Origin of the sequence: Tenacibaculum sp. nBUS_03, from assembly GCF_051201695.1 — a bacterium.
Lineage (GTDB): Bacteria > Bacteroidota > Bacteroidia > Flavobacteriales > Flavobacteriaceae > Polaribacter.
In genome coordinates, this window is the sequence record NZ_CP179214.1 from 2,426,626 (window position 1) to 2,452,833 (window position 26,208).

The 26,208-nt window shown below is 29.8% G+C and carries 19 protein-coding genes; 15 read left to right on the forward strand and 4 right to left on the reverse strand.

Annotated features, from left to right (window positions below):
- Positions 1-2: 2 nt before the first annotated feature.
- Positions 3-2,204, reverse strand: a complete 2,202-nt coding sequence (locus ACMFBB_RS11330) for a patatin-like phospholipase family protein (RefSeq protein ID WP_435260890.1) — start codon at positions 2,202-2,204, stop codon at positions 3-5.
- The gene (gene uvrC / locus ACMFBB_RS11335; protein WP_435260891.1) at positions 2,201-3,997 is read right to left on the reverse strand and encodes an excinuclease ABC subunit UvrC; all 1,797 of its coding nucleotides are present in this window, start codon (positions 3,995-3,997) and stop codon (positions 2,201-2,203) included. The genes ACMFBB_RS11330 and uvrC overlap by 4 nt, the downstream gene beginning before the upstream one ends.
- Before the next feature lie 70 nt (positions 3,998-4,067).
- Here uvrC and ACMFBB_RS11340 point away from each other — a divergent pair, with 70 nt between their 5' ends.
- The 6 genes from ACMFBB_RS11340 to ACMFBB_RS11365 all read left to right on the forward strand — a co-directional run bounded on the left by ACMFBB_RS11340 (position 4,068) and on the right by ACMFBB_RS11365 (position 10,468).
- Complete coding sequence (locus tag ACMFBB_RS11340; RefSeq protein WP_435260892.1) at positions 4,068-5,837, forward strand: MutS-related protein; 1,770 nt, start codon at positions 4,068-4,070, stop codon at positions 5,835-5,837.
- A gap of 70 nt (positions 5,838-5,907) precedes the next feature.
- Positions 5,908-6,900 carry a GTP 3',8-cyclase MoaA gene (gene moaA, locus ACMFBB_RS11345; RefSeq protein ID WP_435260893.1) on the forward strand — a complete coding sequence of 331 codons (993 nt, stop codon included), beginning with the start codon at positions 5,908-5,910 and terminating at the stop codon, positions 6,898-6,900.
- A gap of 278 nt (positions 6,901-7,178) precedes the next feature.
- Positions 7,179-8,414 (forward strand): molybdopterin molybdotransferase MoeA, encoded by a 1,236-nt coding sequence (locus tag ACMFBB_RS11350; RefSeq protein ID WP_435260894.1) that lies wholly within the window; start codon positions 7,179-7,181, stop codon positions 8,412-8,414.
- 59 nt (positions 8,415-8,473) lie between these two features.
- On the forward strand, positions 8,474-8,950 hold the full coding sequence (gene moaC, locus ACMFBB_RS11355) for a cyclic pyranopterin monophosphate synthase MoaC (RefSeq protein WP_435260895.1): 477 nt from the start codon (positions 8,474-8,476) through the stop codon (positions 8,948-8,950).
- Complete coding sequence (mobA, locus tag ACMFBB_RS11360) at positions 8,943-10,058, forward strand: molybdenum cofactor guanylyltransferase (protein ID WP_435260896.1); 1,116 nt, start codon at positions 8,943-8,945, stop codon at positions 10,056-10,058. The genes moaC and mobA overlap by 8 nt, the downstream gene beginning before the upstream one ends.
- The gene (locus tag ACMFBB_RS11365) at positions 10,055-10,468 is read left to right on the forward strand and encodes a c-type cytochrome (protein WP_435260897.1); all 414 of its coding nucleotides are present in this window, start codon (positions 10,055-10,057) and stop codon (positions 10,466-10,468) included. The genes mobA and ACMFBB_RS11365 overlap by 4 nt, the downstream gene beginning before the upstream one ends.
- Positions 10,469-10,535: 67 nt before the next feature.
- Here ACMFBB_RS11365 and katG read toward each other — a convergent pair whose 3' ends face one another.
- A complete protein-coding gene (gene katG / locus ACMFBB_RS11370; RefSeq protein WP_435260898.1) occupies positions 10,536-12,809 on the reverse strand; it encodes a catalase/peroxidase HPI in 2,274 nt (757 codons plus the stop codon).
- Between the two features lie 177 nt (positions 12,810-12,986).
- Between katG and ACMFBB_RS11375 the strand changes: the two genes are divergently transcribed.
- The 6 genes from ACMFBB_RS11375 (at position 12,987) to ACMFBB_RS11400 (ending at position 21,183) form a co-directional block, all read left to right on the forward strand.
- Positions 12,987-13,574 (forward strand): DUF1835 domain-containing protein, encoded by a 588-nt coding sequence (locus ACMFBB_RS11375; protein ID WP_435260899.1) that lies wholly within the window; start codon positions 12,987-12,989, stop codon positions 13,572-13,574.
- A 296-nt stretch (positions 13,575-13,870) separates the two neighbouring features.
- Positions 13,871-16,204, forward strand: a complete 2,334-nt coding sequence (locus tag ACMFBB_RS11380) for a TolC family protein (RefSeq protein WP_435260900.1) — start codon at positions 13,871-13,873, stop codon at positions 16,202-16,204.
- Positions 16,205-16,231: 27 nt separating this feature from the next.
- Entirely contained in the window at positions 16,232-17,320 is a 1,089-nt protein-coding gene (locus tag ACMFBB_RS11385) for an efflux RND transporter periplasmic adaptor subunit (RefSeq protein ID WP_435260901.1), read from the forward strand.
- Between the two features lie 57 nt (positions 17,321-17,377).
- Entirely contained in the window at positions 17,378-19,522 is a 2,145-nt protein-coding gene (locus ACMFBB_RS11390) for an efflux RND transporter permease subunit (RefSeq protein ID WP_435260902.1), read from the forward strand.
- Entirely contained in the window at positions 19,500-20,492 is a 993-nt protein-coding gene (locus ACMFBB_RS11395) for an efflux RND transporter permease subunit (protein ID WP_435260903.1), read from the forward strand. Before ACMFBB_RS11390 ends, ACMFBB_RS11395 begins: the two co-directional genes overlap by 23 nt.
- A gap of 7 nt (positions 20,493-20,499) precedes the next feature.
- Positions 20,500-21,183, forward strand: coding sequence for an ion channel (locus tag ACMFBB_RS11400; RefSeq protein ID WP_435260904.1), 684 nt, complete (start codon positions 20,500-20,502; stop codon positions 21,181-21,183).
- Between the two features lie 80 nt (positions 21,184-21,263).
- On the opposite strand, the gene ACMFBB_RS11405 is transcribed toward ACMFBB_RS11400, so the two are convergent.
- Positions 21,264-22,301 (reverse strand): helix-turn-helix domain-containing protein, encoded by a 1,038-nt coding sequence (locus tag ACMFBB_RS11405; protein ID WP_435260905.1) that lies wholly within the window; start codon positions 22,299-22,301, stop codon positions 21,264-21,266.
- 52 nt (positions 22,302-22,353) lie between these two features.
- On the opposite strand from ACMFBB_RS11405, the gene ACMFBB_RS11410 reads away from it, so the two are divergent.
- The 3 genes from ACMFBB_RS11410 to ACMFBB_RS11420 all read left to right on the forward strand — a co-directional run bounded on the left by ACMFBB_RS11410 (position 22,354) and on the right by ACMFBB_RS11420 (position 26,200).
- Complete coding sequence (locus tag ACMFBB_RS11410) at positions 22,354-23,049, forward strand: carboxypeptidase-like regulatory domain-containing protein (protein WP_435260906.1); 696 nt, start codon at positions 22,354-22,356, stop codon at positions 23,047-23,049.
- A 337-nt stretch (positions 23,050-23,386) separates the two neighbouring features.
- Positions 23,387-24,730, forward strand: coding sequence for a TonB-dependent receptor (locus ACMFBB_RS11415; RefSeq protein WP_435264299.1), 1,344 nt, complete (start codon positions 23,387-23,389; stop codon positions 24,728-24,730).
- A 111-nt stretch (positions 24,731-24,841) separates the two neighbouring features.
- Positions 24,842-26,200, forward strand: a complete 1,359-nt coding sequence (locus tag ACMFBB_RS11420; RefSeq protein ID WP_435260907.1) for an MATE family efflux transporter — start codon at positions 24,842-24,844, stop codon at positions 26,198-26,200.
- The last annotated feature ends 8 nt before the right edge of the window (positions 26,201-26,208 follow it).

The window sequence follows — 26,208 nt, forward strand, 5'->3', positions numbered from 1 at the left end:
GTTTAAAACCAAAACCCTAAATTAAATAACCAATATTTTTCTTTATGATCTGGAGACCATGAATACTTAATTTCTAAAGGTCCTAAAAGCGTTTCAACACTATACCCTAAAGCATACCCAGATTTTGTATTTTTAAACAGCTGACCGTCAGCAAAAATATCATTTTCAACACGTGCATAATTTGCTATAAATGTAGCGTAATGTTTATCAAAAACACTATATCTAAAATTAAATTCAGATTTTAAAAAAGATTGGTTACTTAGAGCACCTATATCATAACCGTAAAAAGATTTAAAATTATTTATATAGTTTTTATTATACCCTCCCAAATTGAAATCAAATATTCCCGAAGCTACATTTCCGAGCGTATACCCAGCTTCTGATGTATATTGAAACGTAAGCTTATCGTAAAAAGTTTTCGCAAAACCTAAGGTACCTGATAGCTGTGAAAATTGACTATAACCATCACCTAATACAACCTGATTTTGATCTATTCTCTTATTTCTATCAGACCAGATAAACCATTTAAAACCTACATCAGCATACAACCCACTTGTCGGAAACATTTTTTTGTTGTAAGTATCTAACTTTAAAAATGTAAAGGCATTTATATAATTACTATTATCAAATACTGTTTCTTTATCATTCGTTAAAATTGTTTCAGAGGTTATTTTAATTTTTTTGTTTTCTAATCCAATACCAAAAGCAAATTTTCTATCAACAGTTGTTTGTAAATAAAAAGCATTGGTGAAATCTATATACCTAATATTTATCCTATTAATAAAACCATCGTTAAATAAAAAAGCCCCTTTAAAAGAGTTGTACCTTGAAGAAAAACCATAACTAGGTAAAAATCCGTTATCTATAAAATAATTTAAATCATAGCGTATTCTATCACCAATTCCAACATCAAAGGAAAATTCATCATTTTGTTTTAATAATTTTTTATGACTATAATTTATTAAAACTGCAGATTTATATAATAAATCATAATGCAACCCAAATTGTAAAAAAGATTTAATATTATCTTCTTTAACCTTAAGTTCTAATTTTTTTCCATGAAAAGACTTTTCAAAATGATAATCTATTCGCTCAAAATTTTTGGTAGCTGTTAACGAACTAATTTTTTTTGAAATATCATTATACGAAACACTATCACCTTGTTTCAGTTGCAGTTTTCCTAAAATATAATTATTTGTGTAATTGTTATTCCCTTTAATAACTATTCTATCTACTAATATCTTATCATTAGAAAGTTTTAATTGAGGTCTTCTTTTCTTTACTTTCTGTAATTTAGCAATGCTATCAAAAACAACCTTATACGGTTTTGCTACACGTATCCCTTCTTTTAAAATTTCTTGTTTTTTATCAAAAGAAATAACACTGTATTCTAAAATATTAGGTTTTAAACAAATATCTAATAGTTTTACCTGTTCATCAGCTCTTTCATACATCTGAAAATTAATAATTTGTAATAATATTGAAGCAACAGACTCTAATTCTTTTCTTTTTAATAATTCACCTTGAACATTCACCCCAATAATAAGATCCATGTTTTTAGTTTTCATAATATCAACAGGAAAATTGTTTACAACTCCTCCATCAACTAACAATTTACCATCAATATCTACAGGATTTAATAATGAAGGGAAAGCACCACTTGCTCTAAGAGCTAGGGGAAGAGAACCTTTTTCAATAATAACTTCTTTACCCGTTTCAATATTAGTTGCAATACAATAAAAAGGAATTGGTAACTCTGAAAAGTCATTAACATCATCAACTGGTGCTAGTAATTCTGTTAAAAAATTAAGTACATTTTGTCCTTTCGACAAACCTAAAGGCAATCCTACACCTCCTTTTTTTATAGGTAATGAAATAGCATACTTCTCACCATGCTGCTTCATAAAAAAAGGTTTATTATTTCTACTTACTTTATCTTGAAGCAACGACATAAAATCTGCTCCTTCGATAATTTTTTCAATTTGATTAGCAGAATAACCAGCTGAATATAAACCACCTACAATTGCTCCCATACTAGTACCCCCAATATAATCAACTTGTACTCCTGATTTTTCAAGTTGTTTTAGTACTCCAACGTGAGCAAAACCTTTTGCTCCACCACCACTTAACACCAACCCAATTTTTGGTTGCCTTTGAGCAAATAAAAAGGTTGGTATAATTAATAAAAAAAGTAATTTTCTCATAGTTCATTTTTATGATAATACTGATAAATTTTTTGAGCTCTTGACAAGCCAACCACCTCTTTTAACTCATTTAAATTAGCACTTTTAACTCTTTTTACTGATTTAAATGTACGCAATAAATTAGTAATGGTTTGTTTACCAATATTTGGTATTTTTTCTAATTCTGATTGTATAGCACTTTTACTTCGCTTATTGCGATGAAAAGTAATTCCAAAACGATGTGCTTCGTTTCGTAAGTATTGAATAATTTTAAGAGTCTCAGATTTTTTATCTAAATATAGAGGAACGCTATCTCCTGGATAATAAATTTCTTCTAAACGTTTTGCTATTCCAATAATAGCTATCTTTCCTCTTAATCCTAAAAGATCTAAACTCTTTAAAGCAGATGATAACTGTCCTTTTCCTCCATCAATTACAATTAACTGAGGGAGTGACTTATCTTCTTCTAATAATCGTTTGTACCTTCGGTATACTACCTCTTCCATTGAAGCAAAATCATCAGGTCCTTCTACCGTTTTTATATTAAAATGACGATACTCTTTTTTACTAGGCTTTCCATCTTTAAACACAACGCAAGCCGCAACCGGATGGGTTCCTTGGATATTTGAATTATCAAAACATTCAATATGCCTTGGTTCTTCATGTAATCGTAAATCTTTTTTCATTTGACCCATAATCCGTTTTACATGACGTTCTGGATCTACAATTTTAATTTGCTTAAACTGTTCTTGACGGTAATATTTTGCATTTCTTTCTGATAACTCAACTATACGTTTCTTATCACCTAACTTAGGAACCGTAACTTTTATATGCTCACCTAAATTAACTTTAAAAGGCACGTAAATTTCTCTTGACAATGAATTAAATCGTTGACGGGTTTCAATAATAAACAACTCTAGTAATTCTTTATCTGTCTCGTCTAGTTTCTTCTTTATTTCTGTGGTATATGATTGTACTATAGCACCATTCATAACTTTAAAAAAGTTAGCATAGCCGTGAGTTTCATCAGAAATAATAGAAAATACATCTACGTTATTAATAGATGGATTTACGATCGTAGATTTTGATTGATAGTTTTGTAAAGAATCTAATTTTTCTTTAATCTTTTGGGCTTCTTCAAATTTCATATCAGCTGCAAAATCAAGCATGATTTGATGAAATTGCTCTAAACTTTCTTTAAAATTACCTTTTATGATATCTCTTATTGCTTTAATATCTCGTAAATAATTTTCTTCAGTTTGTAACCCTTCACATGGCCCTTTACAATTTTGTAAGTGATATTCTAAACAAACTTTATATTTATCAGTATTGATTTTAGTCTCATGCAAATCATAATTACATGTTCGAAGTGGATACAACTCTTTAATTAAATCTAATAAAGCATATACCGTTTTAACATTTGTGTAAGGACCAAAATACTCTGATCCGTCTTTTATCACTCTTCGAGTAGAAAAAATTCGTGGGAATCGTTCTTTTTTAATACAAATCCATGGATATGATTTATCATCTTTTAATAAAATGTTATAACGCGGTTTGTATTTTTTAATTAGGTTATTTTCTAAAAGTAGCGCATCAGTTTCTGTATCAACTATAACATGTTCAATTCGTACAATCTTCTTTACTAAAATACGTGTTTTCCCATTTTCATGATTCTTAGTAAAATACGAGGATACGCGCTTTTTTAAATTTTTAGCCTTACCCACATATATAATTACATCCTCCTTATCAAAATACTGATAAACTCCGGGTGAATCAGGTAATGTTTTAACTTGTATTTCTAAAGCTGTAGGCATACAACGAAAATACAATTTTATAAAAAGAAATTAACTGTAATAACGTACATTTATCCATATTTATTTTTAGATGCAAAAACCATTAGATTTCTATAAAAAACAACTTGTTGAGTTAGAAGAAAAATATACAAGAATTACAAAAAAAATTATAACTGTTCGTGTTTTACGTTTTATACTTTTTTTGTCAACAGTAATAGGTATTTACTATACTTTCCAACTTTCTAAAATTCCTTTAATAGTAGGTATATTAGGAATACTTCTTTTTTCTTTTTTGGTACTAAAACATCAAAAGTTACAAGATAAACGGAAAATTATTACCGCAAAAAAAGAAATTAATACTACTGAAATTAATGTTTTAAACAGAAATTATTTTGATTTAGATACAGGAGAAGAATTCATAAATCCAACACATTTTTTTAGTAACGATATTGATCTTTTTGGAGCGGGTTCTTTTTTTCAATACATCAATAGAACCGTAACTAATGACGGAAAAAAGCAACTTGCTTTAACATTAGTAAGCAACTCTATTACAGACATTAAAGAAAAACAAGAAGCTTTACAAGAGTTAGCTTCTAAAATTAAATGGCGTCAACATTTTTCAGCATTAGAAAATACTGTTTCTTCTAAAAAAGACACCACTGAAATTACTGATTGGATTACAAATTACACCTCTAAACTACCTAAATCATTGGCTGTTTTTTCTAAAGTTTTTTCTATCTTTTCAATACTACTTATTGGATTAGTTAGTTTAAAAACAATTACATTTTCATTAGTAGTAACTTGGTTTTTTATAGGGTTAGGAATTACTGGTTATGCTATTAAAAAAACACAAAAACTATACACTGAAGCTGGTTACGCTAAAAATATTTTTAAACAATATCACCTTTTATTGGAACAAATAGAAAATGAAAAATTTACTTCTAGTATTTTAAAAAATAAACAACTTGATATTGCTTCAGAAAATAAAAAAGCATCCGCAATTTTTAAAGAATTTTCTAAAATACTAGATGCTTTTGATCAAAGAAACAACATTATCATAGCTGTTGTAGGGAACGGATTTTTTTTATGGGACATTTTAAACGCTGTTAAAACTGAACGCTGGATTAACAACTACAAAAACACAGTTGAAAAATGGTTTAAAACTGTAAGCTTTTTTGACGCTCAAAACTCACTTGCAAACTTTGTTTATAACCAACCCTCATATATTTTTCCTTCTATTCAGGAAAAAGACACGACTATTCATGCAAAAAACCTAGGACATCCTTTATTAAATCCATTAAAAAGAGTAGATAATAACTTTACTATTAATAATGAACAGTTTTTTATTATTACTGGGGCAAATATGGCCGGAAAAAGCACATTTTTACGCACCGTTTCTTTATCAATAGTAATGGCCAATTGTGGGTTACCTGTATGTGCTGAAAATTACATATATAAACCCATAAAATTAATTACTAGTATGCGAACATCTGATTCATTAGCAGATGATGAATCTTATTTTTATTCAGAATTAAAACGTTTAAAATTTATAGTTGACCAGATAAAAACTGACACTTATTTTATTATACTAGATGAAATTTTAAAAGGGACTAATAGTAAAGACAAAGCTATTGGGTCTAAAAAGTTTGTTGAAAAGCTGAACGGATCAAAATCTACTGGAATAATAGCAACTCACGATATTAGTTTATGTGAATTAGCAAATGAATATTCACAAATAGCTAATTATTATTTTGATGCTGAAATTGTTAATAACGAATTGTATTTTGATTATGTTATGAAAAACGGTGTTTGCAAAAACATGAATGCCTCTTTTTTATTACAAAAAATGGAAATTGTATAACTCTTAGCTTCCAATAAGCTATAATAAATGACTAAAAATAATTGATTCATTAATTATGTACCTTTGTTAAATGCATACACTTCTTGATAATTTTGGACGACAAATTAACTATGTTCGGTTAGCAGTAACCGATCGTTGTAACTTGCGTTGTCAATATTGCATGCCTGCTCATGGTATTGACATTGTTCCAAGAAAAGAGTTGCTTACCTACAAAGAAATGTATCGAATTATTAGAGTACTAACAGAGTTAGGTGTAAACAAAGTGCGTTTAACTGGTGGAGAACCCTTTGTTAGAAAAGATTTTATTGGTTTTTTAGAAATGCTTTCTTACAATGACTTATTAGATACTATTAATATTACTACTAATGGAGCATTAGTTTCTAAACACTTAGAAAAACTAGAAAAACTAGAAAAAGTTAAGAATATAAATTTAAGTATTGATAGTTTACATGAAGAAAAGTTTAAAACAATAACAAGACGTGATGTCTTTCCTGAAGTTTATAAAACTTTTGAATTATTAGAAAAAAGTTCGTTAAACTTAAAATTAAATGTAGTTGTACAATCAGGATTTAATACAGATGAAATCAATGATTTTGTTCGTTTAACTAAAGAAAAAAACATTGCTGTTCGCTTTATTGAAGAAATGCCTTTTAACGGAAGTGGACAACGTGACTTGAAAGAAAGCTGGAATTTTAAACGAATTTTACGGGAAATGCAATCTGAATTTGATATTGAAGAAATTCCTGCAAAAAAGTCATCGACCTCAAGAAATTACCAAGCAAAAAATTATTTAGGAACTGTAGGTATAATCCCAGCTTTTACTAGAACTATTTGTAATGATTGTAACCGTATTAGAATTACCTCAACAGGTACTTTTAAAAATTGTTTGTTTGATGATGGTGTTTTTAATTTACGTGACTTTATTCGAAGCGGAGCTAGTAATGACGACTTAAAAGAATTGTTTTTGTCTTTAGTAAAAGAAAAACCTGAAAATGGTTTTGTGGCTGAAGCAAATAGAAAAAAAGGGAGTGTAAGCGAAAGTATGAGTACTATTGGAGGATAAATATTATAATTTATAATGAAACAACTACAAAATAAAAAATTTAATATGAGTGCTATTATCTTAGCGTCAATAATATCTTCTTTTATATTTATATTTTTTCCACATTTTAGAATCTTTTACTACCTCCTATTTATAGTTATATTAACTCTTATAACACTGGGTGTATTCCTAGTATTAAATAATAGTAAACTAACAAAAAAATACTCTTGGATTATTTCCTTTTTGGGAATAACATATATTCTTTTCTTTGGAATAAATTATCTTTTACACTACATAAAATGATTTCGGTACAAGAAGCAAAACATATAATATTAGAAAACTCACAAGATTTCGGAATAGAAGACATTCCATTCATACAGTCTGTTGGTAGAATCTTAAAAGAAAATATTGTTGCTGATAGAGATTTTCCTCCATTCAATCGTGTAGCTATGGATGGCATAGCTATCAATTATCGTTTTTTTAAAGAAGGGATTCGTAATTTTAAAATAGAAGGAATTCAGCCTGCTGGTAGCATACAAAAAACGCTTAAAAATGCAACCAATTGTTATGAAGTAATGACTGGTGCTACTTTACCAAATAATACTGATACAGTAATTCGATATGAAGATGTACAAATAACAAATGGTACAGCAACTATTGTTGTAACTGCTATTAAAGAAGGTCAAAACATTCACGAAAAAGGTTCGGATAAAATACAAGGTAACTTATTAATTAAAGAAAATACGTGTATCTCTCCTGCTGAAATTGGTGTGTTGGCAACGGTAGGTAAAGCGACAGTAAAAGTAGCGAAACGCCCAAAGGTGATGATTGTTTCTACTGGTGATGAATTGGTTGGAGTACATGAAAACCCATTAGCCCATCAAATTCGAAGAAGTAATGTGTATACCTTAGTTTCATTATTAGAAAAATTGAGTATTCCCTCAGAAACAGCTCATATAACTGATGAAAAACCTATTTTAAAAGAAAAAATAGCTGCCTTTTTACAAGAATATGATGTGCTTCTTTTTAGCGGTGCTGTTAGTAAAGGTAAATTCGATTTTTTACCTGAAGTTTTAGAAGAATTAAACGTTGAAAAACTGTTTCATAAAGTTACACAACGCCCAGGAAAACCATTTTGGTTCGGACGTTCAACGTTTTTTGGTATGAGTGAACAAAACGTTAATAAAAATTCAAAAACTAATACAGTAGTTTTCGCGTTTCCAGGAAACCCCGTTTCAACTTATGTAAATTGTATGGTTTATTTTTATGATTGGTATTATACATCTGTAGGTATAAAAACCAAAGAAGAAACAGCAGTTATTAGTGAAAATGTAATTTTTAAACCTACTTTGACTTATTTTCTACAAGTTAAATTAAGTTATCACTTAGGTAATTTAATAGCAACTCCTATAAAGGGAAATGGCTCAGGGGATTTAGCTAGTTTAGTTTCAGCTGATGGATTTATTGAAATTCCAAAAACAGAAGAAACTGAGTTTAAAAAAGGTAGTGTTTTTAAAGTAATTAAATATAGATAAACATCGTTGTATCGATACTAAACATTAACTAAAGTTCCTTAAAATTTAAAACTAATAACGTGAGCAAATTTTCCCATATAAACGAAAAAAACAATCCTAAAATGGTGAATGTTTCTGATAAAAAAATCACGAAACGAACAGCTATTGCAAAAGCGACCATGTTTTTAGGTGAAGAAATTATTAGTCATTTTAATACCAATGAATTAATAACTAAAAAAGGCCCTGTTTTTCAAACAGCCATCATTGCTGGAATTCAAGCGGTAAAAAAGACATCAGATATTATTCCTATGTGCCATCCGTTGTTAATTAATGGGGTTGACATTGACATTAATATTGTAGATAAAAAACAAGTAGAAGTGTTTTGTAAAGTAACTATTGAAGGAAAAACCGGTGTTGAAATGGAAGCGCTAACTGGGGCTTCAGCCACTTGTTTAACCATTTATGATATGTGCAAAGCTATTAGTCAGGAAATGATAATTAAAGAAGTTAAATTAGTAGAAAAAACAGGAGGTAAATCAGATATTAAAAATGGATAAAAAGCATTCAAAACATACCAAACTAACTAAAAAACAAAACGATAATTTTGCTCCTAATGAAGTAGCTATTTTGGGAACAAAATGTGGTATTATAGCTGATTTAGTTACTGCAGTTTCAAACAAACTATCACATTATAATCTTGGGTATTTTGATGCCTCACATGCTAAAGATATTCCGCAAAATAATTTATCTGAATATACCTTTCACCATAAAGGAAATCTTCAAATAAATACAACTTCTTCTATAAATAAATACGAACAACGGTTACAGTTTTACAATCATGATTTCGTATTTATTAATGGAAACCATTACCAAGGAGCTAAACAAATTTTAATTTTAGACGATGAAAAAGAAGCTTCTGTAAAAAAACGTTTGGAACAATTAACCAATATTCAATTCATTATAAAATTAAATAACAACACTCCATATTTTGATTGTTTAGTAGAAAAGTTTCCAAATATTAAAAACTTAACTTGTTATACTATTGATCAGGTTGAAAAAATTACAAATCATATTAACAACTTAATTCAAGAATACATTGCTCCTATAAAAGGTTTAGTGTTGATTGGAGGGAAAAGTACTAGAATGGGTACTGATAAATCTGAATTAAATTACTTTGGAAAACCTCAAAAAGAGCATGTAAAAGAACTCTTAGAAAAATGTTCACTACCAACTTTTTTCTCTGTTCAAAAGCCTTCTGAGAAAGACAATGAAATTCATGATGTCTTTTTAAATCTAGGTCCTTTTGGTGGAATTTGCTCTGCTTTTCAACAAGACCCTAACACTGCTTGGTTGGTAATGGCTACAGATGTTCCTTTTGTAAATGAAGAAATTATTACCCTTTTATTAGAAAACAGAGACCCTAGTAAAGTAGCTACCGCTATTAAAGGGAAAGGAAAAGAATTTCCTGAACCACTAATTACTATTTACGAACCAAAAGCTTATGGAAAATTATTACACTATTTAGCACAAGGATACTCTTGTCCTCGTAAAATGCTCATTAACTCTGATGTTAAAATTGTAGAAATTGAAGATGCTTTTATTAGAAATATCAATACTCCTGAGGATTTTGAAACTGCTTCTAATGAAATTAAAAAGAGTGTATGAATTTAAAGAATAAGATATTACTTTCTTATAGTCTAGCCTTTCTTGTTACTATTTTGACCATTCTTTATTCTTTTAATTCAAGAGCCTCCAATATGGGAGTTTGTGGAACAACTCCTATTTGTGGTAATACATTAACTAACAAAGGTATAGAAGGTAATAAAATTTTTAAAAGCTTATGTGCAAGTTGTCATAAACTCAACAAAAAATTAATTGGTCCTCCATTAAATAAAGCACTAATCAATATTTCTTATTTTTCTACCTACACTAGAAACGAACAAGAACTTATAAATTCACAAAACAAAAATGCATTGATTGTTAATAATGAGTATAAAACTTTAAACTACAATCACAAATTCTCTCAACTGACTGAGAAAAATATTCAAAACCTAGTAGAATATGTTTCTAATTAATTTAGATAATTAACCTATATCACACTAGACTTCTACTGTGATATAGGACTATATACTAACTATTTACTTATTTTAAATCAAACCTATCTAAGTTCATTACTTTAACCCAAGCTGCAATAAAATCAGTTACAAACTTTTCTTTAGCATCATTGCTTGCGTATACTTCTGCTAATCCTCTTAATTCAGAATTAGATCCAAAAATTAAATCGGCTCTAGTAGCTTTCCATTTAACAGCATTTGTTTTGCTGTCTTTACCTTCAAATTCCATTTTATCTTCAGAAACAGGAGTCCAATAAGTACTCATATCTAGAAGATTTACAAAAAATTCATTTGTTAAAACGCCAGATGTGTTAGTAAGAATTCCTTTGGTTGAAGCATCATAACGTACGTTTAATGCACGCATTCCTCCTACTAAAACAGTCATTTCAGGAGCTGTTAAGGTTAATAATTGCGCTTTATCTACTAACAACTCTTCGGTTGTAAGCGTATATTTTTTCTTTTGATAATTTCTAAACCCATCAGCCATTGGTTCTAAAACTGCAAATGATGCAATATCTGTTTGTTCTTGTGTGGCATCCATCCTTCCAGGGTTAAAAGGAACTTCTATTGAATACCCAGCTTTTTTAGCTCCTTCTTCTACAGCTACTGACCCTCCTAAAACGATTAAATCGGCAATAGAAACTTTTCTAGAAGTATTGTTAAATGCAGATTGAATTTTTTTATAAACAGCTAATACCTTTTTTAGTTGAACTGGGTTATTACTTTCCCAATTAATTTGTGGCTCTAAACGAATACGAGCACCGTTAGCCCCACCTCTTCTATCTGAACCTCTATACGTAGAAGCCGATGCCCATGCTGTTTCTATCAATTGATTATAAGGAATTCCAGAATTAAGAATTTCTTTTTTAAGTATCTTTATTTCAGATTTAGTAATTAATTTATCAGTTCGTGTTGGAATTGGATCTTGCCAAATAAAATTTTCTTTAGGGATTTCAGATCCTAAATATGTTGATTTTGGTCCCATGTCTCTATGCGTAAGTTTAAACCAAGCTTTTGCAAATGCTTCATCAAAAGATAAAGGGTTGTCTAAAAATTTTTGACATACTTTTTTATAATCAGGGTCAAATTTCAATGCTAAGTCTGAAGTTAACATCGTAGGTCTATGTCTTTTAGTTTTATCAAAAGCATCAGGAAAAACTTCTCCCACATCTTTTGCAACCCATTGATGAGCACCAGCAGGGCTTTTAGTTAATTCCCATTCGTTATCAAGTAATGTATTTAAAAAAGCATGACTCCATCTTGTTGGTGTTGGAGTCCAAATAACTTCTAAACCAGAAGTAATAGCATCTTTCCCTTTTCCTGTTTTGTAACTACTTTTCCATCCTAATCCTTGTTCTTCAATACCAGCTGCTTCAGGAGAAGCTCCTACATTATCTGCAGGTTCAGCTCCATGCGTTTTTCCAAAAGTATGACCTCCAGCAATTAAAGCAACTGTTTCTTCATCATTCATACCCATCCTAGCAAAAGATATTCGTATGTTTTTAGCAGAAGCAACTGGATCAGGTTTTCCATTTGGACCTTCAGGATTCACATAAATTAATCCCATTTGTACTGCCGCCAAAGGATTTTCAATATCTAAATCTAACTTTCCTTCTTTATTCAGTCTTCTACTTTCTAACCATCCTGATTCTGACCCCCAATACACATCTTTTTGAGGTTCCCATACATCTTCTCTACCTCCTGCAAAACCAATTGTTTTAAGTCCCATCGATTCGATAGCTACATTTCCTGTTAAAATCATTAAATCTGCCCAAGAAATTTTTTTACCATATTTCTGTTTTATAGGCCACAATAACCTTCTAGCTTTATCTAAATTACCATTATCAGGCCAACTATTTTGAGGAGCAAAACGTTGAAGTCCCATACGGGTGCCTCCCCTACCATCACCAGTACGATATGTTCCTGAACTATGCCAAGCCATACGAATAAATAATGGTCCGTAATGACCATAATCTGCAGGCCACCAATCTTGAGATTCTGTCATTAACTTTGTAAGGTCTTTTTTTAATTGCGCGTAATCTAGTTTGTTAAATTCTTCAGCATAATTAAACTGTTTTGTCATTGGATTTGATAATGCTGAATTTTGTGCTAAAACATCTAAATCTAGTTTATTTGGCCACCAATCTTTATTCGTTTTTTTTTGTGAAATCTGTTCTTTTTTATGCCCTTTATCAAAACCAAAAGGACATTCGCCTTTTTCTTTTACTTCACTGTTATTCTCCCCACTATTGCAAGCGAAAAGTAAAGTACTCGCTATAGCCGATAAATAAAATTTTCTCATTTTTTATATGTTTTAAGTTTAACAGTAAAATTAAATAAACAAAAATGATTGTTTTTTATTTTTAAATAGAAATAAATTATAATAGTATTTATTGAATGCTTCTTCTAACTCTAATCATAAAAAATATATTCTAATGAATTATAGTTTTTAACTATTTTTGAAGCTTAATAAAAAAACATGAATAACGTATTACATATTTTTTGTGATAATGAAGCATTAACAATTTTCAAAAACTCTTCTATTGAAGGAAGTACCATTTTTTTTGAAGAAAATTTAATTGAAGGGCCTTTAACCAAAGATGTTTTTTCAGATAAGTTTTGGACTGAACGTTATTCTTATTTTGAAACCAAGTATCAAAAATTAAGAATAGATTATTTTGACGCTACTATAAAACCTATTTTACAATTAGAAGACCTAAGCATGTATTCTGAAGTAATACTGTGGTTAGATTATACTGAAATATCACAAGTTAATTTAATGGCTTTAGGTGGTTTTTTAGCACAACATTTTTCTAAAAGTACTCAATACTTTCTAGTGTGCTCTGGTAAACATAAAGGTAAAAAAGAGCTACAGAAACTAACAAACTATACCTCAGAAGAGTTTTCTATTCTAGAAAATTATAAAGTAAAAATTACATTGCCTAATTTGGAGTTTCTAAAAAACTGTTGGGATGCTTATGTAACAAAAAATACTCTTTTTAACTATGGTGAGTTCTCTAATAAATTTAGATACTTACAAGATTCAATAACAAAAATAAAACATTAGGGCTAGTATTTATATTTCTAAACACAATACAAAATTGCAATACAAATTACAATTGCAAAAATAGTATCTGGGTTTAGTTTTTATAATACAACTATTGCAATATATACTACAAAAAATTTACTATTAAATTGATTAAAAGCATCAATAATAATAACTACATTTTTTAAAATAAACTCATTTAAAACTACTAATTATTGCATTTAAATTTATTATTATTATATTTATAATTAATCTCTTACAATATTTCCCTCTCTTATACATCTGTAAAATATAAATCAATTAAAAAACAACAAAAAATGAGGAAACTTTTTCTTTTTCTACTATTTTTTAGTGTAATTTTTTCGTACTCCCAAAAAAAGAAAAACTACAATATTGGTATCTTATTAGATAATAAAACTATTGAAGTTGATCCTTTATTACAAAAATTAAAAAATCAAATTAAAACAGTAGTAGGAGAAGACGCTATTGTTAATTTTCCTCCAAATAATTTACTAGTCAACAACTATGATGTAAAAAAAGCTACGTTAAATTATACTACATTGTTAAATAATTCAACTGATATAATTTTGGCTTTTGGTATTGTAAATAGTAAAATAATAGAGGCTCAAAAAATACACAAAAAGCCTACTATTCTATTTGGTTCATTAAATAGAGATTTTAACGCTATTGATGTTACAAAGGCTAATTCAGGGATTAAAAACTTTACCTATTTAGTAAATTCACAATCGTATTTAGAAGATTTAAAAAAATTAAAACAACTTACTAATTTTAAAAAAGTGGGTATTGTTATTGAAACTCCTTTGGCTAAAATGCTTCCATTAAAAGAAACTTTCGATAAAAGTTTAAAAGAAATAAATGCTAGTTATAAACTTATTCCTTTTGAAAGTGTAAAAGACATTACCTCAAATCTTGATGGAATAGATGCTGTATATGTTGCTGGTGGCTTTTTTCTAACTAAAAATGAAACAAAAAAAATAGCAAGTGTTTTTATTAACAAGAAGCTTCCGTCGTTTACCATAAATAATATTAATGATGTTAAAAATGGTATTATGGCAACAAATCAATCAGTGGATAATTTTGAGCAATTTTTACGACGCGTATCTCTTACCATTGAAAGTTATATTAATGGAATTCCATTGGATAAAATGCCTGTTTATATAGAATACAGTCCACGGTTAACGATTAACTATAATACTGCAAATGCAATTGGAGTTCCTATAAAATATAGTTTATTAAATAACACAGATTTTGTAGGAGAATTTAAAGATGTAAATGCTAAAAAGCACTACAACTTGCTTTCTGTAATGAAGCAAGTTTTAAATAAAAACTTATCGCTAAAAGCAAAAAAGCAAAATATTAATTTAAGTCAGCAAAAAGTAAAAACTGCAAAAAGTAATTATTTACCAACTATAACTGCTACTGCAAATGGTACTTATATTGATCCTGATATTGCTTCAACTATAAATCCTGAGTTTTCAACAGGTGGAAATATTTCATTACAACAAACTATCTATTCTCCTGCAGCAAGTGCAAACATTAATATTCAAAAAAACCTTAAAAAGGCTGAAGAAGAAAATTATAATGCCGAAGAGTTAAATACAGTTTTTAATGCGTCAAATGCATATTTTAATGCGTTAATATTAAAATCAAATGCACAAATTCGAATGCGTAATTTAGATTTAACAAAGAAAAATCTCCAAATAGCAAAAGAGAATTTTGAGGCAGGCCAGTCAGACAAGTCAGATGTATTACGTTTTCGCAGTCAATTAGCGCAAAACACACAGGTAATGATTCAGGCTATAAATCAATTAGAACAAGGATTTATTGGTTTAAATCAATTACTGAACAACCCGTTAGAAATGAGAATTGAAATAGATGATCCTAAATTAGATGAAGGACTCTATAAAGATTATAACTACGCACAGTTAACAGAACTATTAGACAATCCAACTACTCGTGAACCTTTTATATCATTTTTAATAGAAGAGGCAAAAAAAAATGCTCCAGAATTGAAGTCGTTAGATTATAACTTAAAAGCAACAAACCGAAATATTAAATTAAGTGGAAGTAATCGATTTATACCAACAGTTGCTTTACAAGGACAATACAACCGTACATTTGGAAGAAATGGAGTTGGAAGCACACTTCCAGCAGGGACCGCTTTTATTAATGGTAATTACAATGCTGGTTTAAATGTATCTATTCCAATTTTCAATCAAAACCAGAATACTATTAATAAACAAACAGCTATAATTCAAAAGGATCAAATAGAGATAAATCGCCAAAATAGCGAATTATACATTGCTGCTAACGTAAGAAACGGTGTGTTAAATTTGATAAATGAAATATCAAACATTGAGCTTTCAAAAGTATCTGAACTAACGGCAAAAGAGTCTTTAGAGTTAACTCAATCCTCTTACCAAGAAGGTGCTGTGAACTTTGTGCAATTAATAGATGCTCAAAACAATTATTTAAATGCACAATTATCAAAAGCAAATGCAGTGTATAATTTCTTAATCAATGCAATACAATTAGAACGTAATATTGGGTATTATTTCTTATTACATTCTAAAGCTGAAAACGATAATTTTACACAACGTTTTCAAGATTATTTATTAAATAAACAATAACAACTCAAGCATAAAAACATCATCAAAATGAAATATAATATCAAATTTTTAATCATCGTTTTTTCAGGAGTACTGTTTGCTTCATGTGGTGAAGAAAAAAAAGAAACTGTAAAATTAATTCGTCCTGTAAAGTATGAAACAGTGGGCTTTTTTGGTGGTAATAAAGTTCGTTCTTTTAGTGGTACCTCGCGTACTGATAAAATTATAAAGCTAAGTTTTAGAAACTCTGGAATTATTACAAAGTTTAATATTAAAATAGGACAAAAAGTACGTAAAGGACAACAATTATCAACTTTGGATAATGTACAAGCACGTTTAAATTACCAAAGTGCTTTATCATCATTAAACAGTGCCGAATCAGCAATGAATACAGCCAAATTAAGTTTAGATAGAACACGTAAACTTTTTGAAAAAGGTTCTACAGCTTTAAGTAATTACGAATCGGCAAAAAATTCATATAATTCAGCTAAAAACTCGTATAATTCAGCTAAACAAAGTGTAGCATTACAACAAGAACAAATACGTTTTGGTTATTTAGTTGCTCCAGAAAATGGAATTATCTCTTCAGTAGCTGCTGAGATAGATGAAAATGTAAGTCCAGGACAAACAATTGCCACTCTTAATGCTGGTACTGATATGGAGATTTTTCTTGGCTTACCTGAGAGTGTAATTAATGAAGTTAGTGAAAATATGCCTGTAGAAGTATCATTCTCTTCTATTCAAGAAAAAGTTTTTAAAGGAAAAGTTACTGAAATATCACCTGCTTTAGACTCTAATACTGCTACTTACCCAATTAGAGTAGTATTAACAAATCCTTCTGAAGAAGTAAAAAGTGGTATGACTGCCAATGTTATATTTAATTTCGAAGAGGGGAATAAAAACACTAATCAAGAACTGGTAGTTCCTGCAAATGCTGTAGGAGAAGATAGTAATGGAAAATTTGTATTCCTCATTAAAGAAGAGGGTGAAAAGACGAAAGTAAGTAAACAGGTAGTTACCATTGGTAGTTTAACTCCAGATGGTTTTATTGTAAAAACTGGATTGTCAGAAGGTCAAAAAATTGCTACCGCAGGTTTACAAACATTGCTTAACGGACAAGAAGTAAAACTTCAATAAAAAAATTCATATAAAATTAACCTTCCGTTTTACGGAGAAGAAAAACTAGTTTAACCAATGAATTTAGCACAATTTTCTATAGATAAAAACCGAATTACCTTTATGGTATTGGCTACCATAGTTCTAATGGGATTGGTAATGTATTCTGGATTATCTCGAGACAGTATGCCTCCTTATACTGTAAGAGTTGCAACTGTTGTATCTGTTTTTCCAGGAGCAAGCCCTGAACGTGTTGAACAATTAGTAAGTGATAAAATTGAAAAAATAGTACAAGAACTCCCAGAACTTAAAGAAGTTAACAGTACGTCAAGAACGGGTTTATCCGTAGTATCAGTTATTTTAAAAGATGAAGTTCGCCAAAATAAAATGCAAGCTGTATGGGATCGTCTTCGAAGAAAGTTAAACTCTATGCAAGACCTTCCACAAGGGGTAATACCAAACCTAAATGACGATGGGATTGGCGATGTATATGGTATTGTTGTTGGTTTAACTTCAGATGGCTATAGCTATGCTGAAATGAAAAATTATGCTGACAATATTAAAGATGATCTAATAAAATTATCAGATGCTGCAAAAGTAACTTTAGGGGGTATACAAGATGAACGGGTTTTTATCGAATTTGACAATACACGATTAAAAAGCTATGGCTTATCATCATCTAAATTGCAGCAAATAATATCAACTACCAATATATTGAGCTCTGGAGGTCAAATAAATGTTGGAGATGAACGAATTATATTAGAACCTACAGGGAATTTTAATTCTATTGAAGACATTAAAGAAATGCTAATTCCTGTGGGAACTAGTGGTTCTCAATTGGTAAAATTAGGAGACATTACCACTATAAAAAAAGCGTATATAGATCCTCCTACTCAAATTGTAAAAATTGATGGAAAAAGTGCGGTTTCTCTTCATGTGAACCTAAAAAAAGGAGCAAATATTATAAAACTTGGAGAAGCTGTAAATAATATTGTTATGCAATGGAAAGAAAAATTACCTGTTGGATTAGAATTAACCAGAGTATCATCATTAGATAACTATATTGATAATAAAATAAGTAATTTTATCTCTAACTTATTACAATCTATAGGAATAGTATTGATTGTTATGCTAATTTTTCTTGGAATAAGAACTGGATTAGTGATTGCAAGTTTAATTCCTATTGTAACCATAATGACATTGATGATTATGGGAGTTATAGGAATGGGACTTAACCAAGTTACATTAGCCGCCTTAATTATGGCACTAGGAATGTTGGTTGATAATGCTATTGTTGTTGCCGAAACTATTATGGTAAAAATGGAGCAAGGAATTGATAAAAAGAAAGCTGCAGTAGATGCTTTTTCTGAATTATGGATGCCTTTATTAATTTCAACTTTAACAACCTCAGCAGCATTTTTAGCTTTTTATATGTCGCCAACAACAATGGGAGATATTGTAGGTCCAATTTTTGTAGTAATCACTATAGCACTAATGTCTTCTTGGATTATTGCTTTAACCGTAATTACAATGTTTTGTTATTTATTCTTAAAAGTTGAATCTAAAAGTATAAAAAAACCTGGGCTAATAGATCGGATTATAAATAAATTAAAAAATTATTACAAAGATTTAATTTTAATTGCTTTAACTAATAAATGGAAAGTAATTGTAGGGATATTCATTGTCTTTTTTATGTCTCTTTATGGTTTTACAAAAGTAGATTTTGTGTTTTTTCCTGATAGCGATCGGAATATGATTACTATTGATGTTAACCTTCCTTTAGGAACAAAGATAGAAAGCACAAAAGAAGTTGTAAGAAAAATTGAGCAGTACATGCTCGACTCTTTAAAAACTTCCGAGAACAAACCTCTAGGAATTACAGACTGGTCATCCTATGTCGGTCAAGGACCTGAGTCATATGATCTAGGATATGCGCAAGATGAAGCGAATTCAAGTTATGCACATATTTTAGTAAACACAAGCTCCTTTAATGAAAACAATATAATGATTAAAAAATTAGATCGTTATACCTTTGAAAACTTTCCAAATGCCGATATTAAAGTTGGAGCTTTAAGTGCTGGAGGTGGTGGTACTCCAATAGAAATTAAAGTATCAGGTTCTGATCCTGATGAGCTAGCTAAAATTTCGGAAACCATTAAAACAAAGTTATCCAAAACGCTAGGAACAAAAAATGTAAAAGATGATTGGGGACCAAAAAGGTAAAAAATTCTTAATTAAAATAGATCAAAATCGAGCACAAAATGCAGGCGTTTCAAGTCAAGATATAGCTACTTCATTAAAAACTGTTTTAGATGGATTTAATACGGGTGAATATCGTGAAAATAATAAGTCTATACCTATTTTAATGCGAAGTGGTGATAGTCAACAACAAACTTTAGCCTCTTTAGAAACCTTAAATATTTTTTCCCAAAATTCTGGTAAAAGTGTACCGTTATTACAAGTCGCTACTATTATTCCTCAATGGCAATATTCTAAAATAAAACGTTTAGACTTAAGGAGAACTATTAATATTTCTTCAAAACTTAGTGCAGATGGAAATGCAACCGCTGTTATGGGAGAGGTTTCTCCTTGGCTAGATGAACAAATTAAAAAATGGCCTCAAGGGTATACTTATGAACTAGGTGGTGATGCAAAACAATCATCAGAAAGTATGGGGTCTGTTATTGCATATCTTCCTCTTTCAGGATTTATAATCATACTTTTGTTAATTATCCAATTTAATTCATTCAGAAAAATGGCAATGGTTGTATTAACCATTCCTCTAGGAATTATTGGAGTAGTTATTGGTTTATTAACTTTTCAAGAACCTTTTGGGTTTATGCCTTTCTTAGGGGTAATTTCTTTAGCTGGAATTGTAATTAACAATGCCATTGTTCTTATTGACAGGATGGAAGTAGAGCAACATTTAGGTAAAAATGATGAAGATGCTGTAATAGCAGCTTGTTTACAGCGATTTAGACCAATATTATTAGCTACATTTACAACTGTTTTAGGATTAATACCATTATATCTTTCTGGAGGGGAAATGTGGGAAGGAATGGCGGTAAGTATTATGATCGGGTTACTTTTTGGAACAGTTATTACTTTATTGTTTATTCCTTCATTATACAGTGCATTATTCAAGGTTAATTACAAAAATTACGAATTTAATGAAGCGTTATTAGAAGAATAAATAGTGTATGAAAAACCTGTATAAAACTTTATATAAGCATCGTTTTGAATCTTTTTTCTTTAGTTTACTTGCTATTTTATTTGGTTCATTATTATTTCCTATTGAATTCTTTCAAGAAGAGTTAATGCCTATTCTTTTTCTTGCAAATATTGCCACTGGCATTATATTAATTTCAAAAAAGAAAAATCTTTTCTGGTTTTTTTTAACTCTTTTTGCTGGATTACTTTTTGTATTAGGATTAAACCTAATACAAAAGAAAACTAATACCCCTTATAATTATACACGTTTAAGTTTTTATTTCTTGTTTTATACTTCAGTAACTATTGCTATTATAAAGCAGGTATGGAATTCGAAAAATGTAAATAAAAACGTAATTATAGGATTAATGAGTGGCTATATTTCACTTGGGTTCATTGCTTTTTTTATTTTTATTTCTATTGAAATTTCTAACCCTGGGTCTTTTGGAGGTGTATTATTAGATGTTTCTTCATTAGATGAAAAAATCGATTCTCTTTTATATTATTCCTACATAACACTTTTAACAATAGGTTACGGAGAAATAACACCCTTGACTCCTGTTGCTCAAAAAGCATCAATATTAACTGGGTTATTAGGGCAATTTTATACAGTAATAATTACAGCGGTAGTAGTAGAAAAATACATTCGTCATTCCATAAAAAGTAAAGACTAATTTTTTAGTAGAGAAGTTAAAAATCAAAACCAATATCTATTATGTAAACGCTTTTAGATAGCTAGTAAATATTTTCATAACTACTTTTTTAACAGCATACTCGGTGTATAGCCAAAATGCCTTTTAAAAGCAGTAGAAAAGTGTTGTGGGTTTTTATAACCAACAGCATCTGATACTTCTGAAACGGAGAAATCTCTTCGTAAGAGCATTTTTTTTGCTTGTTCCATTTTCAGATCTTTTATGTAACCAAAAACTGTTGTTCCAAAAATACTTTTAAACTCTTTCTTTAAAGTACATTCATTAGTGTTAACTTCTTTTGCTAAATCAATCAATCGTAATGGCTCATCTAATCTTTTTGTAATTAACTCCTTAGCATAGTACATTTTATCTATTATTTTTTTTGAACTAGGATATGACTGTGTAACTACTTTATAACTACTTATTTGATCAATTTGAAGTAACAAAAGCTCTAAAACTTTAGATTCCAAGAATAATAAACGAAACTTACTTTTCCACTTACAGTTAACAATTTCATGAATAATAAAATGCATTTCTGCCGTCATCGGATAGTTAAGCTTATTCATAAAACCAACCTCTTTATTCTCAATAATCTTAATAAAATTTTTAAAAAAATCAGTCCCGGGAATATATTGTTGAAAAAAATCAGGTTTTATTTTAATCTCAAATGCAAACATATCTCCCTCTGCCATAACCATTCTTCCTTCAACATCACTCCCATAAAAAATATTATGCTGATTTTTTTTTATCAAAAACTCTTCCGAAAAATATTTCATTTGAGTCAATGTAGAACCTATTAAAGTGAAATGCATTTCTACAATTTCTCCTTCCATTTTAAAATCAATAGAAGTGCTATTTTTAAAACAACCATTTCCGTAACCTATGGTAAATTTATCAGTAATAATCTCTCTATATCGACCTTGAATATTAGAATGATCAAAACCAAAATCTAGCTCTCTAACTCCACAATCATCTACTTTACAACTCATTTTATCAGAGTCAAAAACAAGCTCTTCTATATCGTTTAAATGTAGTTTATACCTTGTCACTATTCCGTATCCCGTATTATTTGTTCCGCCCCGCGTAGCCGTTCTATCCAAGAAGACAGTACTTTCGCCCCTAAAGATACACAATTTATAATTAGTCTAAATAATGAAAACAAAGAAAACATATGTGAAACACTTTTTATGGTGTGCGCTTATACTTACTTCTAGTATTATCAGTGCACAAAAATGGAGTGTTGAAGGTAAAGTAACTAGTTTAGATAATACTGCTATAAATGGGGCAACAATTACTTTGCTAGGAACTACAAAGGGGGGGTATACAAACGAAAATGGGAAATACAAAATAGAAAATTTAACATCAAACACCTATTTTTTAAAGGTAAGTTTCTTGGGGTACCAAACAATTACAAAAAAAGTTGTTCTGAATGCTAATAATTTGGTAATTAACTTTACGCTCTATCAAATATCAGACAAACTAGAAGAAGTAATTATATCCTCAGCAAATCGCCGTTTTGAAAAATTACAAAAAACAGCGGCTTCTGTATCTGCGATTAGCACCAAAGAAATTTCGCAACTACAAATAAAACAAATTAGCGAGCTGAATAGTATTGCTCCAAATTTTAGAACTTATGATGACGGCGCTACTGGAGGATATACAATGATTGCCAGTAGAGGTATAACTACCATTGATAATAAGCCTATTGTTGGAGTATATATAGATGATATTCCATATTTTAACGGGTTTTCTTTTCCTTTAGCACTTCAGGATTTAAAAAGCATCGAAGTGCTTCGAGGGACCTCAAGGTACTTTATATGGAAGAAACTCTTTAGCTGGGGTTCTTAACATAAAAACTAAAAGCCCTAAAAATAAAGTAAGTGGATATTTAACGAGTGGATACGGAAATTTAAATGCGAAAGAATTTTCTTTTGCCTTTAATGCACCTTTAATAAAAGATAAACTCTTATTAAGAGCTAGTACAAATATTGCTGATAGAGATGGATTTGTAAAAAATGAATTCAATAATAAAGATTTACAGAATAGAAAAGTTGTAGATGCAAACATTAGATTCACATACTTTGCTACTGATAAGTTAAAATTTAATTTACAATATAATGTACAACGAAAAGAATCTGATGCATATGTTTATAGCGTTGCTTCACCTCAAATAAGTTTACAGGATATTTTAAAAAACAACCCATACAAGGTAAATTTTGATATGGATGTTCTAAGGCAAGTAGTATTTCAAAATATAGCGTTGCATTTAAAATATGACCTACCTTCTTTTCGTATTCACTCCATTTTTGCATATCAAAAAAATGCAGGCGATAGACGAGACGAATACGATTATACACCATTCGATATTCAATCAGCTGTTGGAGACAATGTACTACATAATTTCTCTCAGGAATTTCGTTTAGTATCTACTAATGATAGTTCACTGCAGTGGACTGCTGGTGTTTTCTTATACCATAACAAAACATCTCAAAACGATAACTTTATTGCAGGGAAAGATATTAGCCTAGTGGATCCAACAGCTATACCAAATACACGTTCAGATATGTTGGAGACCATTCAAAAAGGAATAGCTTTATATGGTCAAGCAACATATACTTTAAACGATAAAGTATCCTTTACTGGTGGGTTACGTTTGGATTATGAAAAAAACACCGTAGACATTGAACGTACTTATAATATTGCTGCCTTCCCTCCATCAGGTTTTGTGGATGCTGCCGAATTTACTTCTTTTTCTCCAAAAGGAACTATAGGGTATAACATCTCAAATGAAATATTTGCTTTTGGAAGTATTGCTAGGGGGTACAAACCAGGGGGTATAAATCAATTTATTACGGATAAAGAAAAAGCTAAATTCAATCCAGAACAATCTTTGAATTATGAAATTGGTTTAAAATCTACTATTCTAAATAATACTTTAAAGCTTAATCTAACTGGATTTTATACCTCCTATACAGGCCAGCAAATATTTACACTTTTAGATTTATCAACATTTGCATTTGGTATTGATAACATAGGAGAGTCTAGAATTTTTGGTTTAGAATTTGAAGGTAAAGCAGCTATTTCAAAAGGGTTGAGTTTAGGAATGAACTTAGGATATTTAAACGCTAAAGTAAGCAAGTACAATGAAGTAATTGTAAATCCTTCCGATGGAACTGTCATTTTGGAAGATAGATCTGGAAAAACACTACCTGTTTCTCCAGAATTTAATGGAAATATAAATGTAAATTTTGTACAACCATTATCTAAAAAAATAAATTTAGAATCATCATTAGATTACAATTATCAAAGTGATATTTATTTTGATATTCCAAACAACTCATTACAGCCTTCCTATGGATTATTAAACGGTAGGTTAGGAATTACATCACAAACCATGGACTTATTTATTTGGGCTAAAAACCTTACAAATGAAGCCTATTATGGGTATGGATATGGTGTTGGAACATTTAATGCTGCTGCTTTTGCTTTACCAAGAACATTCGGCGCAAATATTACCTTAAAATTTTAAGACTACATAAAATGAGTAAGAAAACATTCCTTTTACAATTGATTTTAGGAGTAAGTTATAAGAATTTGGGGATTTTGAATGGAAAAAAAATATTTATGAAACACAAAAAGCATGGATATACAACAATCTAAAAAACAATTTATTTTAAATACCCCACTAAAAGAAGTAATGTGGAAACTGTCGCTGCCAGCAATAGCAGCGATGGTATTCTATGGGCTAAATGCTTTTATGGATACTGTATATGTTGGTCAATTATTAAATGAAGAAGCGTTAGCTGGTATTGCTTTGGCATATCCACTAACCAATATGATGATGGGGCTAGGAAGTTGGGTAGGAACAGGAGCTGGAAATTACATAAGCATTTTATTAGGTGAAAACAATGAAGAGGAACTAGTTAAAGTACTTCCAAATGCAACATTTTTTACACTAATTGGAACCTTGATTTTTGCTATTCCTGCATATATTTTTTCTGAAGAACTTATCGCTTTAATGGGGGCTTCCAATGCTATTCTAGCATATGGTAATAGTTATCTAAAAATAACTCTATTAGCTTCTCCTTTATGGGTGTATGCACTCCAGCTTAATTTTATAGTTCGTGCTGAAGGAAAAATGAAAAAAGCAGCTATCATGATGATATACGGACTAGCAGTAAATATTTTACTGACCCCATTATTTATAAAATATTTAAATATGGGTATAGAAGGCGCTGCTTGGGCAACAAATGTAGGTATGCTAATTTATTGTATTGTAGGATATAGGTATTTTATCAGCAATCAACCCTCATTCTCCGCAAAGATAAATGACGTACAATTCGATACAAAGATATTGCCACGAATTCTTAAACTTGGTTTTCCAGGGTTTATTATGAGTATGATGGGGTTAATACAAGCACTTGTTGTTTTTAATGCTGTTGTAAAAGTTGGTACCGAAAACGATTTAGCCTTTTTTGCTGCAGCAAACCGAATACAACTCTTCCTGATGACTCCTCTTTTTGGTTTAATGCGTGCCCTACAGCCAGTAGCAGGGGTAAATTTTGGTGCAAAAAAATATGATCGAGTAAAAAAGAGTTTCTTATTGTTTTCTAAAACTGGACTATTGCTTGTACTTCCTTTTTGGTTGTTTTTAATGTTATTTCCTGAAATAGTAATACGTTTAGTACTACCAAATACAACTATTAGCATTTCCGATATTTTCAACTTTAGAATATACATGGCAATCATACCATTTTTACCATTGGTATTTATGGCGTTAACTTATTTACCTGCAATCAATCATCCAAAACCTGCCAGTATAATTGGAATTGCAAGGCAAGTTGTTTTTTATATCCCAGTAATGATTGTTTTACCAATATATGCAGGTATCAATGGTATTTATTATGGAACTACAATCATAGACATCATAATTACTATTTGGACACTTTACATTGTCAGAAAAACATTCTATACAATTCTTAAAACGAAAGAATCCTAAAATTTCAA